Annotated in this window: 14 protein-coding genes; 4 read left to right on the top strand and 10 right to left on the bottom strand. The window is 66.3% G+C overall.

Going from position 1 to position 17,552, the window contains the following annotated elements; translation table 11 throughout:
* Position 1: 1 nt before the first annotated feature.
* Complete coding sequence (locus LKE50_05045; protein ID MCH3967975.1) at positions 2 to 427, bottom strand: metalloregulator ArsR/SmtB family transcription factor; 426 nt, start codon at positions 425 to 427, stop codon at positions 2 to 4.
* 387 nt (positions 428 to 814) lie between these two features.
* Complete coding sequence (locus LKE50_05040; GenBank protein MCH3967974.1) at positions 815 to 1,861, bottom strand: hypothetical protein; 1,047 nt, start codon at positions 1,859 to 1,861, stop codon at positions 815 to 817.
* Between the two features lie 523 nt (positions 1,862 to 2,384).
* Between LKE50_05040 and LKE50_05035 the strand changes: the two genes are divergently transcribed.
* Positions 2,385 to 4,979 (top strand): tetratricopeptide repeat protein, encoded by a 2,595-nt coding sequence (locus LKE50_05035; GenBank protein ID MCH3967973.1) that lies wholly within the window; start codon positions 2,385 to 2,387, stop codon positions 4,977 to 4,979.
* Positions 4,980 to 4,988: 9 nt separating this feature from the next.
* Here LKE50_05035 and LKE50_05030 read toward each other — a convergent pair whose 3' ends face one another.
* Positions 4,989 to 6,404 (bottom strand): Sapep family Mn(2+)-dependent dipeptidase, encoded by a 1,416-nt coding sequence (locus LKE50_05030; GenBank protein ID MCH3967972.1) that lies wholly within the window; start codon positions 6,402 to 6,404, stop codon positions 4,989 to 4,991.
* A 174-nt stretch (positions 6,405 to 6,578) separates the two neighbouring features.
* Between LKE50_05030 and LKE50_05025 the strand changes: the two genes are divergently transcribed.
* Positions 6,579 to 8,969 (top strand): glycoside hydrolase family 3 C-terminal domain-containing protein, encoded by a 2,391-nt coding sequence (locus LKE50_05025; protein ID MCH3967971.1) that lies wholly within the window; start codon positions 6,579 to 6,581, stop codon positions 8,967 to 8,969.
* Between the two features lie 87 nt (positions 8,970 to 9,056).
* On the opposite strand, the gene LKE50_05020 is transcribed toward LKE50_05025, so the two are convergent.
* Both LKE50_05020 and LKE50_05015 read right to left on the bottom strand, forming a co-directional pair.
* A complete protein-coding gene (locus tag LKE50_05020; GenBank protein MCH3967970.1) occupies positions 9,057 to 10,058 on the bottom strand; it encodes a SufD family Fe-S cluster assembly protein in 1,002 nt (333 codons plus the stop codon).
* 2 nt (positions 10,059 to 10,060) lie between these two features.
* On the bottom strand, positions 10,061 to 10,876 hold the full coding sequence (locus LKE50_05015; GenBank protein ID MCH3967969.1) for an ATP-binding cassette domain-containing protein: 816 nt from the start codon (positions 10,874 to 10,876) through the stop codon (positions 10,061 to 10,063).
* Positions 10,877 to 11,159: 283 nt separating this feature from the next.
* Here LKE50_05015 and LKE50_05010 point away from each other — a divergent pair, with 283 nt between their 5' ends.
* Together LKE50_05010 and LKE50_05005 are read left to right on the top strand one after the other, a co-directional pair.
* Positions 11,160 to 11,846: an HAD family phosphatase gene (locus LKE50_05010; protein MCH3967968.1), complete on the top strand. Its 687-nt coding sequence runs from the start codon at positions 11,160 to 11,162 to the stop codon at positions 11,844 to 11,846.
* A 107-nt stretch (positions 11,847 to 11,953) separates the two neighbouring features.
* Positions 11,954 to 12,835: an EamA family transporter gene (locus LKE50_05005; GenBank protein ID MCH3967967.1), complete on the top strand. Its 882-nt coding sequence runs from the start codon at positions 11,954 to 11,956 to the stop codon at positions 12,833 to 12,835.
* Between the two features lie 130 nt (positions 12,836 to 12,965).
* On the opposite strand, the gene LKE50_05000 is transcribed toward LKE50_05005, so the two are convergent.
* The 5 genes from LKE50_05000 to LKE50_04980 all read right to left on the bottom strand — a co-directional run bounded on the left by LKE50_05000 (position 12,966) and on the right by LKE50_04980 (position 17,550).
* A complete protein-coding gene (locus LKE50_05000) occupies positions 12,966 to 13,172 on the bottom strand; it encodes a cold-shock protein (GenBank protein MCH3967966.1) in 207 nt (68 codons plus the stop codon).
* A 147-nt stretch (positions 13,173 to 13,319) separates the two neighbouring features.
* Positions 13,320 to 13,844, bottom strand: coding sequence for a 1-acyl-sn-glycerol-3-phosphate acyltransferase (locus tag LKE50_04995; GenBank protein MCH3967965.1), 525 nt, complete (start codon positions 13,842 to 13,844; stop codon positions 13,320 to 13,322).
* Positions 13,845 to 13,965: 121 nt separating this feature from the next.
* On the bottom strand, positions 13,966 to 15,168 hold the full coding sequence (locus LKE50_04990; protein ID MCH3967964.1) for a glycosyltransferase: 1,203 nt from the start codon (positions 15,166 to 15,168) through the stop codon (positions 13,966 to 13,968).
* 272 nt (positions 15,169 to 15,440) lie between these two features.
* Positions 15,441 to 15,647: a cold-shock protein gene (locus LKE50_04985; protein ID MCH3967963.1), complete on the bottom strand. Its 207-nt coding sequence runs from the start codon at positions 15,645 to 15,647 to the stop codon at positions 15,441 to 15,443.
* A 235-nt stretch (positions 15,648 to 15,882) separates the two neighbouring features.
* Complete coding sequence (locus LKE50_04980) at positions 15,883 to 17,550, bottom strand: formate--tetrahydrofolate ligase (protein MCH3967962.1); 1,668 nt, start codon at positions 17,548 to 17,550, stop codon at positions 15,883 to 15,885.
* Between the last annotated feature and the right edge of the window lie 2 nt (positions 17,551 to 17,552).

The following is a 17,552-nucleotide window of genomic DNA, read 5'->3' as shown; positions in this document are numbered from 1 at the left end:
CTCACGCCTCCCTGGGGTCTTGTGCGACCGTGGGGTCCGGATGCTCGACGGCGTGCGCCAGGCCCAGCTGGATGAGAAGTGCCACGTGGTCGTCGTCCAACGAGTAGACCTGACGCTGCCCGTCGCGACGGACGGCCACGAGGCCCCGATCGCGCAGGAGCCTGAGCTGGTGCGAGATGGCCGACTGCGACACGTGGCACACGTCAGTGAGGTCAGCCACGCAGCACGGGCCCTGTGCGAGGGCCGCCAGGATCTGGAAGCGCGTGTAGTCGGAGAGGGCGTCGAAGATCTGTGTCGCGGCGTAGACCACCGAGTCGTCAGCCAGCGCCGAGGCGAGGGCCGAGGCATCGAGCGCAGGGGTGCAGGCGGCGGGAGCGGTGGAGCCACTGGGGGCTGAGCTTCTGGTGGATACGGCGTCAGGGGTCATGTCGTTCCTCTCGATGTGTATATGAGCATCTGTTCATATGTTCACATCTGAGTATAGCGAGAAGGACGGGACGCGCAAGGGTCCGCAAGGGCATGCATGCGCCGATGCGGGATGTCACTGACCGCACTGGCCAGCCTGCCAGGAGAGGAGGGACGCGCCCGGACCCACCCTGTTACACAAGTGGCCGCATTCGGCAGGAATCCGTCACACAACCCCGCCTGTTCGCAGGAATCCTGCCGAGGACGTGGGGTTGTGTAACAAGTCGGAGCCGCGCGTCCTAAGACATGCCCCAAGGGCCTCGTGGCATGTGAGAGTCGTGCCAGCCACGTCCGCGCATCCATAGGCATGCCTCCGCTGCCTCCAGCAATCGTGTGGCAGCAAGGGACGTCACATCTGCGGACTAGGCCGCTCGCCTTCAGCCGTCGCCCGATGGAGAAGCTCCTCCCTCAGCTCGGCCGCCTGGGCGGCACGGACCTCAGGTGGCACCGTCGAGCGATCGCGCAGGCCGATTGCCGAGAACACCAGGTCGGCAACCCTGTCAAACCCCTCCTGCGAATAGAGCTCTGCCGCCGTGAGCGTTATGACATGGACCCCCATGCTCTCGAGCAGGTTGCGACGGCGCGAGTCGGCCGCAAGCTTCTCCGCCCCCACGTGCCATGCAGTCGATTGATACTCGACGGCGACATAGAGCACCGAGCCACCAAGCCTCACAGGCCAGCAGATGTCACAGACGACATATGCGCTATCACCCGGCCGCCTCAGGTGGCCGGGTACGGGGAAGCGCGCGTTCATCACAGGCCTTGGGAGGCCTCTGCCGCCCCAGGACCTCGGCAGTGAGAAGAGCATCTCAGCTTGGGCCTCCTTGGGCGAGGCAGACCCGTCGACAACATGGGCGAGGGCCTGCCGCGCGCGGCGGTTGCCTCTCAGCCCGGGACACGAGTCAAGGAAATCCGCGATTCGGGCACGGGAAGTAAGGGGGTCGCGCTGGACGAGCGTGTCCTTCTCGCCGTCATGGGGCTCGTCAGCCATGCGAGGTCGATAGGTGCCACAGAACTCGTCCATGAGTTCGACGAGAGCTGGCAACGAAAGCACCTCGGCCATCTGAAGGAGGCAGAACTCGGGAGTAGAGAGGAAGACGTCATCATCAAGTTTGCTACCGCTACCCGGTGGGAGCCTCACGGTGCACAGATGCCAGGTGACATCGCCCTCTGAAGAGGGGCGATGTCTCTTGGAGGTGATGAGGTCCCAAGGACGTTCGAGCCTGTTGATGGTATCTCCCATGATGGTCGATACCGTGCCCGCGATGTGCCATGGCCCCTCGGGCACGTCATCGGGGACCTCGACCTCGACCGACGTCGAGAACGAGGCATGCAAGCAGATCTCCGGCCTACGCCAAAGCTCGATGCCCGTCCGATATCCAAAGAAGATGGTCATGGGCACACGCTATCATGCGCCGCGAGAGCGGAGAGGTGCTTCTCGGCAGGAGGTTGGCAATGCAAGGCCATTGGCATCGACACCGAGACGGCACCCTGCCACACGCAACGTACTGAGACCTGTAGGAGGTAGGTCGCGTGCAGTATGACACGCGCGACAGCAGGTGTCTCACGTGACGCACCAGGATGGTTGGCCAGACATATTCGACGCGCCCGGACCCACCCTGTTACACAAGTGGCCGCATTCGGCAGGAATCCGTCACACAACCCCGCCTGTTCGCAGGAATCCTGCCGAGGACGTGGGGTTGTGTAACAAGTCGGAGCCATCGCCGCGGCTCAGGCGAAGAGGCTACCTCAGGCCGCACGCCACAAGGCAGGCAGCAACGCAGGTGGCCTGCCGCACCCACTCCAGCACGCGGCCCCCACAAGCCACCTGTCATCCATCGGTCATGATGGCGTCGTATCATGGGTAGGTAGAAGGCAGCGGCTCCCACACGAGCCAAGGGCCGATGGGAGGAGGAAGCATGGACGACGCCGAGAAGAACGACATGCCCGCAGGCACGGAGCAGCACCCCGCCGCAGACGGCGAGGCTTCCCCCTGCGGCGTCTCCCCGCACCGCCACGCCCTCCACCTGGCCTGCTCGGCCCTCCTGTGCGTGCTCCTCTCGGCGGCACTCCTCCTCGTCGACGCGGCCGTAGGGGCACCGACGTCCGTGGGCCTCTTCCTCATGCTCGTCGGCTGCCCGCTCGCGGTCTGGGCGCTCGCCACGGCATTGGCGAGAAGGATCGGCAAGCCGGTAGGTCCCCACGCCGATACGGGCCTGCCCGTGCCCCCCTCGTCGACGCTCGCCGCCACGCAGGCCGCACGCCACGCCGACGCCGCGGCGCCTGCCGCACCCACGTCGCCCGCAGCGCCCGAACCAGCAGCCGGCGCGCAGACCCAGGGGCTGGCACCCCGGCAGACGCAGCAGCCAGCCGCCCCCGCCACCTCGAGGTTCGACCTCGACGCGCTCTCGTCCCAGCTCCTCGACTCGGCGGACCCCATCGCCGACCTCAAGCTCGTCGTCGGTGACATCCGCACGCGCGAGGCCCATGCCTCCGGCCTCACGGCCCACCCCGAGGTCCCCGAGCTCGCGCCCTGCGGACTCGAGAGCTATCTCGCGCGGACGCTCGAGGAGGCCGGCCTCTTCTCGAAGGACGTCGACCTTCCCGCCATCGACGTGGTGCGTCCCCATCGGAGTGGCCTGTTCTACCTCCGCATCGAGGAGGAGTCGTTTCCCTACCTCGCGAAGGTCCGCGTGGTCTCGATCGAGGCCGCCCTCAACGCGACCCTCTTCGCCGCACTCTGCGTAGATGACCCGGCACACGCCAGCATAGAGGAGTGCTACGAGGTCGCGGCGCGCATCGAGTCGTCGGTCACCGCCCAGCTCCCTCCCGAGGACTCCCCCATCGGCAGGCCGCCCGAGGTCAACCAGCTCGGCGAGTGGAGCGTCCGCCAGGCGCTCGCCGTGGGCGTCGAGTCGTTCCGCCTCCCCTACCGCCTCGCGACGGACTTCCGCCTGAACGTGGCCGAGCGACGCGCGGCGTTCGAGGTCGACGTCACCCCTGCCGAGGCCTTCCCCACCAGCGTCTGGTCAGGCGAGCTCGGCCGCGTCATCCCCACCACCTCCACCATGCGCCGCCAGCTCGCGAGCGACTATGCCCTCCGGGTCGGCATCCTCGTGGCCGCCCATGCCTTCCGCTGCTCCGAGCGCGTCGACACCGTCCATGTGGCCGGAATCCTCGACAACGGGTCGACGCACCGCTGCTACTACTCCGTATGCTTCGACCGGAGGCGTTTCCGTCGTATCGACCTCGGAGACCTCGCAGACCCACAGGCCGCCTACGCCTCGTTCGACGCCACGGTAGACCTGGTCGGAGGCGTGCTCACCCCCATCGTCCAAGGCTTCTCGCTCGACGACGAGCGCTTCTGCCCGGCCCGCCGCTACGAGTCGGTCGACCTGTCGGACCGCCGCCTGACCGGCATGCCGGCTGAGGTACTCCACGCTGACCGCGTCTCTGACCTCGCGATACACGAGGAGGCCCGTCGCGAGCACATGGCGGATGCCATCGCTCGCAACCTTTCCGAGTCCACCGAGAAGAACGTCCGCATGATCCTCGACCTCACACAGGGAGACCCCGACCCTACGGTCGCGTATGCGGCGCGACGCACCGTGACAGGCCTCATCGACGGGACCTTGGACGAGCACGACGCCCTCGACGTCGAGCGCGAGTTCGTGAGCGGCGACGAGCTCTCGCATGCCATCGAGCGCGCGAGCGACCTGCTCGAGGCCCATGATGCCAGCACGGCCTCGCGCCTCCTCGCCGACGCGCTCGACCCGATCGACTCCTTCGGCCTCTACGAGGACGACGGCACCACCACCTGGCGCTACTTCTCGAGCTACGTGTCGCGCGCCCTCTACAACAAGCTCCTCGCGAAGGAGGGAGAGCAGGTCAACCTCGTGCCAGACGCCTACCTCGAGGCGCACCTGCTCCTCTCGAGCGCGTGCATCCTCCAGGAGGATGCACAGGGGGCCCTCGAGCACGCCGAGCGCGCCATGCAGGTGGCACCCCTCGATGCCCGCGGCTACCTCAGGGCGGCCCGTGCACACGAGAACCTCGAGCAATGGGACGAGGCGACCCACGTGCTCATGGACATGCTCAGGCTGGCGCACGACCCCGAGAGCCTCGGGGTGGGCTACTACCGGCTGGCCTTCATGGAGTGGCATGCCGGCAACATCCTTGCCGCAGGCGCCTGCTACCGCAAGAGCCTGGGCTTCTCGTCGAGCTGCAGGGCCATGGCAGCGATGGAGCTGAGGACGCTCGAGGTCTCCACGGGCTCCGGGCCCGCGCAGGTCACGGACGACACGACCGAGACGGACAAGGTCCTCGTGGCCCATGAGATTCCGCTCGCCCCGACACGCGAGGTCAGCGACGCATTGGTGACCTGCGCGGAGGCGGCGACCGATGCCGAGGTCTTCCCGGTGGCGCGCAACTTCGCGACGTTGCTGGGTGCGCTCACCGGCGATGACGTGATGGTCGACATCATGCGCTCGATCGAGACCGAGCCGGACCGCTAGGCAGCGGCCTCAGAAGTCGATGCGCATGAGCCGGGCGATGGCCAGGATGTAGATCTTCAGCGACTGCCGTAGGCGCTCCTCAGAGATTCCCTCGTCGGGACCATGCTCGGAGCCGACCCAGTCGGGCTTCACCTCGTCCTCGTCAGCCGGGCCGAAGCTCGCGGCGTTCCTGAAGTGGCGTGCGTAGGTGCCGCCACCGATGGTGAAGGGCGCGCCCGTGCGGCCCGTGTACTCCTCCCAGCAGGCAAGCAGCGTCTGTATCTCGCGACCGTCAGGGTCGACGTAGAACGGTACCATCTCGCGGTCCACGGCCAGCGTCGAGGCATGCTCGGCGCATACGGCCGTGACCTGCCTGCCGATCGCCTCAGCGGTGGTCGACTTGGGATAGCGCGCGTCGATGGTCTGCACGAGGTGGCCGCCCTCGGTGCGGATGGTGCCGCCGATGCAGGTCAGGGGCTCGAAGACGTCGTCCGTGGCCGCTATGCCCAGGGTGGAGCCGTCCGTCGAGGCGAAGACGAGGTGCTCGAGCTCGAGGAAGTCACGCTCGGCTGGCGAGCACAGGCCGTTGGCCAGGAGATACTCCACGAGCATGCCGATGGCGTTCCTGGTGCCGGCGGGCATCGAGGCATGACCCCCGATACCATGGGCCACGAGCTTTGCCAGCCCCTCACCCGCAGGTTCGATGTCGATGTCAGGTGCCGCGGCAAGCGTCGACGCGTCAGCGCGCACGCGCACGGTGGCGACCCGGGGGATGGCATTGCCCACGGTGCCGCCGTCGAAGTCGACGATGACGCCACCCGTGAGGTCGGCGGACGTGATGGTCGCCGAGAAGCCGCCCTTCTCGCCGCAGCAGACAGGGAAGTCGGCATCGGGCGTGAAGAGGAACTCGGGCTGCGGATAGCGCTCGAGGTAGTAGTCGACGTCGCCCATGCGCGTCTCCTCGTTGTTGCCGATGATGCAGCGTAGCGTGTAGGGCAGCTCCTCACCGGCATCAAGGAAGAACCTGGCTGCATAGAACGACAACACGCAGGGGCCCTTGTCATCCTGCACGCCGCGCCCGATGAGGTAGCCGTCCTTGCGCGTGAGGGTGTAGGGGTCCTGGTGCCAGCCGGTGCCCACAGGGACGATGTCGGTGTGCGCGATGGTCGCGACCTGCTTCTCCGACCTGCCGGGAAGGTCGGCATAGCCCAGACGGCCTTCGCAGTCATGGACGTCCAGGCCCAGGCGTGCGGCGATTCCCTCCGCCGCGACGAGGGCGGCGTTGGGGCCCGCGCCCCAGGGCTTGCCGTCCTCGACGGTCGAGGGATCCTCCACGGAGGGGATGGCGACGAGCGTGGCGACGTCGGCCACGACGTCCGGCCAGACCTTGTCCACATAGGTGTCTATCTGCTGCTTGAGTAGGGCGTCATCAGGCGTCTGGGCCATGGTCTGTCTCCTTGTGCGTACGCTGCGTGTTCGACGCCACCTAGCCTACCGCAGAAGCGAGGCCCACGAAAGGCCAGGGACACTTGGAGCGCCTGTGATGTCAGGAGCTGTTCAGCCGTCGCACGGCACCGATTGGTAAGCTTGGAGGAAAGCGCCGACGAGAGGGGAAACGTCATGGCCCAGACGCAGTCAGGACAGCAAGGCGATGCCTCCGAGCAGGGAATCTGCCCCGAGGCGGCCGAGATCGCGAGCAGTATGGGTCGGACCAACCGACTCGAGCTCCTGGCAGGCGGAGGCCCCTGGACCACCAAGCCCGTCCCACGGTCGGGCGTCCCCGGTGCCATCCTCACCGACGGCCCGAGCGGCCTTCGCTATCAGGCCCCGGGTTCCAAGGGCCTCAACGACTCGATTCCCGCCACCTGCTTCCCCTCCCCTGCCACCTGCGCGGCGACCTGGGACGAGGCCCTCATGACCCGCATCGGCGAGGCCGTGGGCGAGGAGGCGCGTGCCGCGGGCGTCGACGTGGTGCTGGGGCCCGGTGTCAACATCAAGCGCAACCCCTTGGGCGGCAGGAGCTTCGAGTACTACTCGGAGGACCCGCTCCTGGCCGGGCGCATGGGTGCGGCCTGGATACGTGGCCTGCAGTCCACGGGGACGGGCGCCTGCGTCAAGCACTTCGCGGCGAACTCCCAGGAGTACAAGCGGTTCTCGTCCGACAGCGTCCTGGACGAGCGGACGCTCCATGAGCTCTACCTGCGCGCGTTCGAGATCGTGGTGCGCGAGAGCCACCCCGAGTGCCTCATGAGCTCGTATAACCTGGTCAACGGCACCCACTCGAGCGACAACGCCGAGCTGCTCGACCAGACCCTCCGCCACGAGTGGGGATTCGAGGGGCTGGTCATGAGCGACTGGGGCGGAACGCACGACCGCGTCACCGCCCTGAAGGCCGGCCTGGACCTCGCGATGCCGGGACCTGCCCCGCATCATGTGTCCCAGCTCAAGGCAGCCCTGAGGTCGGGGGCCATAGCCTCGTCCGACGTGGAGCGCGCGGCCGGCCGTGTCATCACGTTGGCGCTCCGCCATGCGGAGCACCACGACCCGAGCCAACCCGAGCAGGCGTCCTTCTCGTCAGAGGAACATGACGACCTCGCACGCGAGGCGGCCGAGCAGTCCTGCGTGCTGCTCGCGAACGACGGGACCCTCCCACTTGCCTCGGGATGCCGCGTGGCCCTCTTCGGCGACATGGCCCAGAACCCCCGCTACCAGGGGTCCGGGTCGAGCCACGTCAACGCGACGCATCTCTCGAGCCTGCTCGGCGCAAGCCCCCGATGGGACTTCGCACGGGGATGCCTCGAGGACGGGAGCACCACGGACGAGCTGGTGGACGAGGCGGCCACGCTGGCACGGAAGGCCGAGGTCTGCGTCGTGTGCGTGGGTGTCCCCGCGAGCCTCGAGTCCGAGGGGTTCGACCGCGAGGACCTCAAGCTCCCGGCCGGCCAGGAGCGCATGCTCGCCGCCGTCGCCGCCGAGAACCCCCATACGGTGGTCGTGCTCTTCTCGGGGTCGGCCGTCGAATGCCCCTGGGCCGATGACGTGGCCGCCATCCTCTGGGCGGGACTTCCCGGCCAGGAGGGTGGGGAGGCCCTCTATCGCATCCTCTCGGGATACGTATCACCTTCGGGGCATCTCGCCGAGAGCTGGCCTATGGGCTACGCGGACGTCCCGAGCTCGGAGTGCTTCGGCAAACCGCACCGCACCGCAAGCTATCGCGAGGGCCTCTATGTGGGCTATCGCTACTACGAGACGGCTGACGTGGCCGTACGCTGGCCCTTCGGGCATGGCCTCGCATACACGAGCTTCGTCATGTCCGACCTCGAGGTCACGACGGACCATGTCTCCGTGTCGGTGAGGAACGCCGGCAGCGACATCGGCTCCTGCCTCGTCCAGGTCTATGCCGAGCCGCCGACAGGCGGCCCCTATCGACCGGCGCGCGTGCTCGTGGGCTGGTCGAAGGTACCACTTGCCCCCTACGAGCTCGCGCGCGTCACGATTCCGCTCGACAGCGAGGCCTTCTCGATCTGGACCGAGGAGGGATGGCGCATCCCCGGCGGCACCTACCACATCTGCGTGGGCCACTCCGCGCACGACACCGACCTCACCGCCACGCTCGAGGTGGCGGGAGATGCCGTCACGGCCGAGGAATGGCAGGTGGAGGGTCCCGGCACCTGGTACGCCAAGCCCGAGGGGCTTCCCAGCCAGGAGGCCTTCGAGGCCCTCATGGGACGCTCCGTCCCCGAGGCTGCCGCGCCCGCCCCAGGGACGTACTCCATGGAGTCGACCCTCGTCGAGCTCGAGGGCACCTCGGCGCTCGCCAGCCACATCGCAGGACTCGTACGCCGCGTGGCGAAGGGACAGGCAGGAGATACGCACGCCGATGCCGCCACGGTAAGGATGATGGAGGACAGCGCGCTGGACGCGAGCCTCTCGTCGCTCATCAACAACTCGCGTGGGATCTTCCCCGAGGCCTTGGCGCGGCGTCTGGTGCAGAAGGCCAACGAGAGCTAAGGCATGCAAGCGCAAGACAAGGGGAGGCCCCGGCGAGGGCCTCCCCTTGTCTTGCCACATCCAAGATGGGTCTGGAGGGCGGGCCGATCAGCTCAGGAAGTCCTCGAGGATCTGCTCCTCGGCCTGGGCCTCGGTGAGCCCCAGGGTCTCGAGCTTCACGATGGCGTCACCGGCGATCTTGCCGATGGCGGCCTCGTGCACGAGCTGGGCCTCGGTGGAACGGGCATCGATGGCAGGGACGCTCTTGACCTGAGCATGGTCCATGATGATGGCATCGCACTGGACATGCCCACGGCAGGAAGCCTTGCCCGTGACGACCGGTTGGAAGAGCTGCGAGCTCTCGTCCTTGGCAACCGAGCGCGACACGACACGCACGCTGGAGTTGTCGCCGTTCATCACGAAGTCGAGGTCGCTCTCGGCCGTCTGGTGACCATGGGTCATGAGCTTCTCGACCACGAGCAGGCGGCAGTCGTCGGCGAGCTCGCCCCTGGTGGTACGGACCGTTGAGGAGACGCCCTCGATCTGGTCCATCTCCATCTCGATCGAGGAGCCCTCCTTCATGTGGACCTCGGTCGTGGGGTTGAGGATCCGCTCGCCCGTGCCCTCGCCCTCCCCGTAGTGCTTCTCGACATAGACCACGTGGGAGTTAGGCTCGAGGTAGAACGTGTGGATGCCGTCGTGCTCGCTCGCGCAGTCGCCATCGTTGTGGATGCCGCAGCCGGCCACGATGTAGACGTCGGCACCCTCGCCGATGTAGAAGTCGTTGTAGACCACGTCGTTCTCGCCGGTCTCGGTGAGGACCACCGGGATGTGCACCTGCTCGCCCTTGGTATGCGGGGCGACGATGATGTCGATGCCGGGCTTGTCCTTCTTGGACTCGATGCGGATGTTGTCGGAGTTGGTGCGCGCCGCGAGGCAGCCGTTCGCGCGGATGTTGACCGCGCCGGGAGTCTCGCCGTGCATGTCGGCGATGACACCGAGCATCTCCTTGCTGATGGCGTCGAGGTCAGCCTGCTTGACGACCGTGTCCCTCTCGCCGGCAGCGGCTGACTCGGGTGCAGGGGCTATGAGCGTGGGCGTGGAATCCATGGTTACTCCTTGCTGGCGTCTGCGGACGCCGCGGCAGCGGCAGCCCTGGCAGCCGCATCGAAGTTGACGTTCTTCTCACGCGTGAAGGCGCATCCCGGCATCGCGTTGGCATCGAAGCCGAGCGTGGGCAGGATCTGGTCGCGTGGACCCTGGCGAAGCACCCGGCCGTCCTCGATGACCATGATCTCGTCGGCGAGCTGCATGATGCGCTCCTGGTGCGAGATGATCACGATGGTATGGTCGGGCTGCGACTCGTGGAGCTCACGGAACGTCTCGCAGAGGCGCTCGAAGCTCCAGAGGTCGATGCCGGCCTCGGGCTCGTCGAAGATGGCGAGCTTGGGGTTCCTGGCCAGGACCGTGGCGATCTCGATGCGCTTGAGCTCGCCGCCCGAGAGCGACTTGTCGACGTCACGGTTGAGGTAGTCGGCGGAGCACAGCCCGACGCTCATGAGGTACCTGTTGCACGAGGCAGCCGTGAGCTTCTCGCCAGAGGCGAGGCGGATGAGCTTGCCGACCTTCATGCCGGTGAACTTGGCCGGCTGCTGGAAGCCGTAGCCGATGCCGAGGCGTGCGCGCTCGTCCACAGGCAGGTGCGTGATGTCGGTGCCGTCGAAGGTGATGGTGCCCGAGGTCGGCTGCTCGATGCCCATGACGAGCTTAGCGGTGGTGGACTTGCCGCCCCCGTTGGGCCCGGTCACCACCACGAGCCTGCCCGTGTCGATGGTGCTGGTAAGACCACGGATGATCTGGTGGTCATGGTCGTCATAGGAGCCCTCGCCGGGCTTGACCGTATACGTGAGGTCTGTGATCTGGAGCATGTGATCCCCTAACGTGGGCGCGGACGGGTCCGCGCGAGAAGCCGATCGATCGGATGCCTGGCGTGCCGTGGGGCGCGCCGTTAGCACTATACCCTCATAGGGCCGTTTAATGCTACCAGAGTAGGGCTATTTTGGTGAGGTCACAGGGGCTTCACCTTGCCGAAGGACGACGGGGACAGGGCCCCTCATCCCCACGGCCTCAGACGAGGGCGCACGGAGCGACCAAGGGGGCACGAAGGGGGTAGACTCGACCATGTGACCGCACCCCGACCCTTGGAGGCCCATGACACCTTCGCGCGCATCCGCACATCGCCGACCCGAGCTCTGGCCGCCCTCCTTCGATGGCGCCATCTTCGACTTCGACGGGACCCTTGCCTACTCGGGCGACATCTGGAACCAGGTGGACCACGACTTCATGGCCAGGCGCCGGCTCACCTACACGCCCGACGTCACCGTCGAGCTCGCGACGCTGGGCTTTGCCGATGGTGCGCGCTTCATCATCGACCGCTTCGGGCTCGACGAGACGGTCGATGACATCTGCTCCGAGTGGAACGACATGGCATCGGGCCTCTACGCCGAGAAGGTCGAGCTCAGGGCCGGGGCAGAGCGCTACCTGAGGGCCCTGCACAAGCTCGGCATCCCCTGTGCGCTCGCCACCACCAACTCGGCCGACGTCCTCGACTCGCTCATGCCGCGCGTGGACATCGACGGCCTGTTCGACGCGCGCGTGCACGGGGCCGAGGTCAAGCGATCAAAGCACCACCCCGACATCTACCTCGAGGCGGCACGGCGCATATGTGTCGCCCCCCAGCGCTGCATCGTCTTCGAGGACATCGCGCCCGGCATAGCCTCGGCCCAGAGCGTCGGCATGTATGCCGTGGCCGTGCGGTCGAACGATCCCACCCAGGACGAGGCCGAGCTCATCGACCTAGCCGATGCCTGGCTCGAGGACTGGCGCGACCTGTTCTAGGAAACGCGACCCAGAACGGTCAGCGGCCACCGGTGGCATCCCTGCCGCCCGTGTGCACTACCATGGATGGAAACCTGGCACCTCGCCCGTCCATCGGAGGCCTCCTCATGTGGGTCCTGTTCGCGTTCGGTAGCGCCCTGTTCGCCGGCATCACGGCGATCCTCGCCAAGCTCGGCATCAAGCACACGGACTCCACCGTGGCCACTGCCATCCGGACCATCGTGGTGCTCGTCTTCTCGTGGCTCATGGTGGCCATCGTGGGCTCCGCCGGCACCATCGGCCAGATCACACCGCATACCTGGCTCTTCCTCATCCTGTCGGGGCTTGCGACCGGCGCCTCGTGGCTCTGCTACTTCCATGCCCTCCAGATCGGCGACGTGAACAAGGTCGTGCCCGTCGACAAGGCCTCGACCGTCCTCACCATCATCCTGGCCTTCATCTTCCTCGGCGAGCCCATCACCCCCGTGAAGGGCGTCGCGGTGGTGGCCATCGGCATCGGCACCTACCTCATGATCCAACGCAAGCCCGACGCCGCGGGTGCCGCCGGGCCCGTCGAGAGGGCCCATGGCAGCTCGTGGCTCCTCTTCGCCGCGGGGTCAGCCGTCTTCGCGGCCCTGACCGCCATTCTCGGCAAGGTGGGCATCGAGGGCGTCGAATCGAACCTGGGCACGGCCATCCGCACCTGCGTGGTACTGGTGATGAGCTGGGTCATGGTCTTCGCCACCGGCAAGCAGGGGCAGGTCAGGACCGTCGAGAGGAACGAGCTGGGCTTCATCTGCCTCTCGGGGCTTGCGACCGGTGCCTCGTGGCTGTGCTACTACAAGGCGCTGCAGGACGGCCTGGCAAGCGTGGTCGTGCCCATCGACAAGCTCTCGATCCTCGTCACGATCGCCTTCTCGTACGTCGTCTTCCATGAGCGGCTCAGCCGCAAGGCCGCGGTGGGGCTCGCCCTCATCGTGGGCGGCACGCTTGCGATGCTCGTGGCATAACGAGCCATGCACGAACCAGCATGATGGGCATCGGCCATTGCCATCAGCGGGACATCATCGCAACGTACGCAAGAGGAGGGGCACCCGCGGGTGCCCCTCCTCTGTCTGAGCCTATGTAAGTAAAGACTACTTACGAAAGCTTGCGGACGTTGGAAGCCTGAAGCTTGCCGTTCTGACCGGTGGTGATGTCAAACTCGACAGCCTGGCCCTCGTCCAGCGTCTTGAAGCCCTCCGTCTGGATCTCAGAGTAATGGACGAACAGATCGTCGCCATCCTCGCGAGAGATGAAGCCGTAGCCCTTGTCCGGATTGAACCACTTGACGGTACCCTTAGCCATGACGTGCCCTTCGTTCGTTTGTCCCTCGGGACAAGACCTATGCGCTTGCGCGCGAGATGTATGGCCTTACGGCCATGTTCCATAGTGTACCCCACGTTCGGCCGAAGAGCCCCCAGACATGCCTTCCCGCGACCGAATGGCCACGACCTATGCAAGCAAGGACTCCATCTGCTCGGTGACCTCATGTTGCAGGTCGGCGATGACCTCACCCGTCCTTCCAGCACCGGCATGCACCAACTCGCCCACACGCACCTCGAGCCCAGGCCGTCCGCCCATGATGCGGCAGAGGCCATGGTGGACCGGCGTCTGCGCGATGACGACCGGCAGGACCGCCGCGTTGCACATCTGTGCGAGGCGGAAGGCCCCCTCGCGGAAGGTCGCGAGGCCGCACCTCCATTGCTCGCGCACACCCTCGGGATAGACCGCCACCGTCCCACCAGCAAGAATCGTCTCGCGCAGGCGGTCGAACATGCGACGCGACCCCGCAAGGCCGTGCTCGGTGTCCACGAAGACGCAGCCCAAGGCCCGCGTGAGGAGGCCGATGAGGCCACGAGCGTTACCAGCCTCCGAGAGGAACGTCAGCTGAGCCGGCGCGCAGGCACAGGAGAGCATGGCACAGTCGAGCACGGCCACATGGTTGCAGACCACGACCGCACCCGAGACGTCCGGCATGCCACCTTGGGGCAGGCGTATGCGCATGCCATACCAGAGACGGCACCATGGCCGTAGCACCGCCACGGCACACCGGTAGAGACGTGATCGGGCCGACGGATGGGATGTGGGCGCATCGACCTCAGCGCAGGCCATCTTCGGTGCCGCCTCCGCTGACGGCCGGGACACGCGCCCTTCCGACCTCGGACTGCCTGCCGTAGCCCACCAGGTCGTCATCGATCGCCTCTCGCTCCATGTCGACGAAGCGCCCGACGCAGGCCGAGATGCGATAGCGGTCTCCCTCGGCCACGTACTCGACCGATGCCTGGGCACGAGCCTCCGGGTGCTCGAGCCACCAGTCGATGCGATCCGCGAGCGCCTGCTCGTCACCCACGGGATAGAGGCTCTCGGGCATGAGCGCGAACTGGCTCGTGGCGGACCGGGGCGAGGTCGCGATCACCGGGACCACGCCGCACGAGAAGGCCTCCATGCACGAGATGGCCTCGATGTCCGCCTTGGCGGAGTGGACGTAGAGGTCGCACGAGCGGATGAGCTCGATGAGGTCATCCGGCTCGTGGAAGGCGATGTCGATCCCATTGGGAAGCTTGGCCCCCAAGCGCCTGAGATGGGGGCGCAGGGCGCCGGAGCCCGCCACATGGAGCATGATGCGGTCGGCATGACGCGAGAGGGCGACGGCACGTACGAGCGTAGCCTGGTCCTTCTCGGGGGCGAGACGCCCCACGGTGAGGATGTGGAAGTACCCGTCCTCGAAGGGATGGGTGGCCGGCGCCGGATGGTATTCCTTGGGAACCCCGTTCGAGATCACATGGAGCTCGTTGGTATAGCCATGGTCACGAAGCTGTGCGGCGATCATGGCCGAGGGGCAGTGCACGTGGCGGACACCGTCATAGAGCCAGCGACGAAAGAGCCTGTAGATGAGGCTGCAGACGGCACTTGAGCCGCCAAGCCACGCGTTGTAGGTGACGTTCTCGGGCTGGAGGTGGAAGGCTGCCGAGACCGGGATGCCGTGGGCGCGGGCATAGGAGACGGCCGCCCCGCCCAACTTGAACGGCAGGAACACATGGATGATGTCCACCCCTGCGAAGGCGCGGTCGAACACTTCGTTGTCGGGTCTTGCGAAGAGGAAGGACTGGCGGGCCGAGACAGCACTCACCACGGGGATGTGACGCTCCTCGAGTGGATACCCATACGGGCCCGTAGCCCCATGGGCGACGATGCGGACCTCGTGGCCCTGCGCCCGAAGCGCCTGCGCATAGCGCCGGGCCGTGATGGCGGTGCCGTTGGTGGACGTCCCCACATCATCCATGACGAACGCGATGACCATCCCGAATGTGTCCTTCCTGCCGCCCCATCCCGATGCCATCAACCTTTGCATACCAAGGTGCACAAGGCAACACCACGCCTGCAGGCAGGCTCGACCGGGAACGCTGACCGCCCCGTCGCCACCAGATGTCGATACTCGCATCCCGGCACCTTTGCCACCCCAGAAAGGTGCCGAGATGCGAGTATCGATGGGAGCAGGTTGGAATCGACGCATAAAGGAAGGGGCGCCCGCAGGCGTCCCTTCCGTGTTCGAGCCTATGTAAGTAGGACTACTTACTGAGCCTTGCGAACGTTGGAAGCCTGGAGCTTGCCGTTCTGACCGGTGGTGATGTCAAACTCGACAGCCTGGCCCTCGTCCAGCGTCTTGAAGCCGTCCATCTGAATCTCGGAGTAATGGACGAACAGGTCGTCGCCATCCTCGCGAGAGATGAAGCCGTAGCCCTTGTCCGGATTGAACCACTTAACAGTACCCTGAGCCATGACGTGCCTTTCTTTCGTTTGTCCCTCAGGACAAAACCAGTGCGCTTGCGCGCGGAACATGTGACCAACTGGCCACGTGGCCTAGTGTACCCCACGTTCGGCCGAATGGCCCCAAAAAATGGACGGGCGGTCAAAGCGGCACAGGACACGGACACATGTGCACAAGATATGGGGTGCCATACCATCTGGCACCCCATATCAGGAATCTGACCCATACCGTTTGCCGATGAGAGGATCAGAACAGGCCGCAGATCCTACCGTCATCGGTGACGTCGATGTTCTCGGCAGCAGGGTGCTTGGGCAGACCTGGCATCGTCATGATGGCACCCGTGATCGCGACCACGAAGCCGGCACCCGCCGCCACGTGGATGTCGCGGACCGTGATGCGGAACCCCTCGGGCGCGCCGAGCTTGTGCTGGTCGTCCGTGAACGAGTACTGGGTCTTGGCGATGCAGACAGGGAGCTCGCCGAAGCCGTCAGCCTTGAGCGTGGCCAGCTGCTTGGCGGCCGCAGGCGTGAAGTCGACACCGTCCGCATGGTAGATGCGCTTGGCGACGGTCTCTATGGCGACGTCGATGGGGGTTCCCGTGGCATACGAGAAGTCGAAGTGGTTGGGCTCGTCCATGAGACGGAGCACCTCACGGGCGAGGTCCTCGCCACCTTCCCCGCCCTTGGCCCAGACCTCGGAGAGGCAGACGTTGACGCCAAGCTTGGCGCACTGGTTCTCGACAAGCTTGAGCTCGGCCTCGGTGTCCGTGGGGAAGCGATTGAGCGCGACCACGCAGGGCAGGCCGTAGACGTCACGCATGTTGGAGACGTGACGGAGCAGGTTGGGCATGCCGGCACGGAGGGCGTCGAGGTTCTCCTCGCCGAGGTCCGCCTTCGCCACGCCGCCGTTGTACTTGAGCGCACGCACCGTGGCCACGACGACCACGGCGTCAGGACGCAGGCCCGCCATACGGCACTTGATGTCGAGGAACTTCTCGGCACCGAGGTCGGCGCCGAAGCCGGCCTCCGTGACGCAGACGTCGCCGTAGTGCATGGCCATGCGGGTGGCCATGACGGAGTTGCAGCCGTGCGCGATGTTGGCGAAGGGACCGCCGTGGACGAAGGCAGGGGTGTGCTCGAGGGTCTGGACGAGGTTGGGCTTCAGGGCGTCCTTGAGGAGGGCGGCCATGGCACCCTGGGCCTTGAGCTGCGAGGCCACCACGGGCTTCTTGTCGTACGTATAGCCCACGACGATGCGGCCCAGACGCTCCTTGAGGTCTGCGATCGAGTTGGCAAGGCAGAGCACCGCCATGACCTCGGAGGCCACGGTGATGTCATAGGAGTCCTCGCGCGGGGTGCCGTCAGCCACGCCGCCCAGCCCGTCGACGACGTGCCTGAGCTGGCGGTCGTTCATGTCGACGCAGCGGTGCCAGGTGATGCGACGGGGGTCGATGTTGAGCTCGTTACCTTGCTTGATGTGATTGTCGATGAGGGCAGCGAGCAGGTTGTTGGCGGCACCGATGGCATGGAAGTCACCGGTGAAGTGGAGGTTGATGTCCTCCATGGGGACAACCTGGGCATAGCCGCCACCGGCAGCGCCGCCCTTGATGCCGAAGACGGGTCCCAGGCTAGGCTCGCGCAGGGCGCAGACGGAGCTGGTGCCCAGACGGCGCATGGCATCGGCCAGCCCGATGGTCGTGGTGGTCTTGCCCTCGCCCGCAGGCGTGGGGTTGATGGCCGTCACGAGCACCAGCTTGGCTGCATGGGCATCGCCCGGCCGCAGCACGGAGATGTCTACCTTGGCCTTGTCGTGGCCGTAGGGGATGAGGTCCTCGGGCTCGATGCCGAGCTCGGAGGCCACCTCCTCGATAGGCTTGGGGCTTGCGGCCTGTGCGATCTCGATATCAGATAGCATCC

The organism is Atopobiaceae bacterium, assembly GCA_022483015.1.
Taxonomy (GTDB): Bacteria; Actinomycetota; Coriobacteriia; order Coriobacteriales; family Atopobiaceae; genus JALCUE01.
This window is presented reverse-complemented; position numbering and strand designations above follow the sequence as displayed.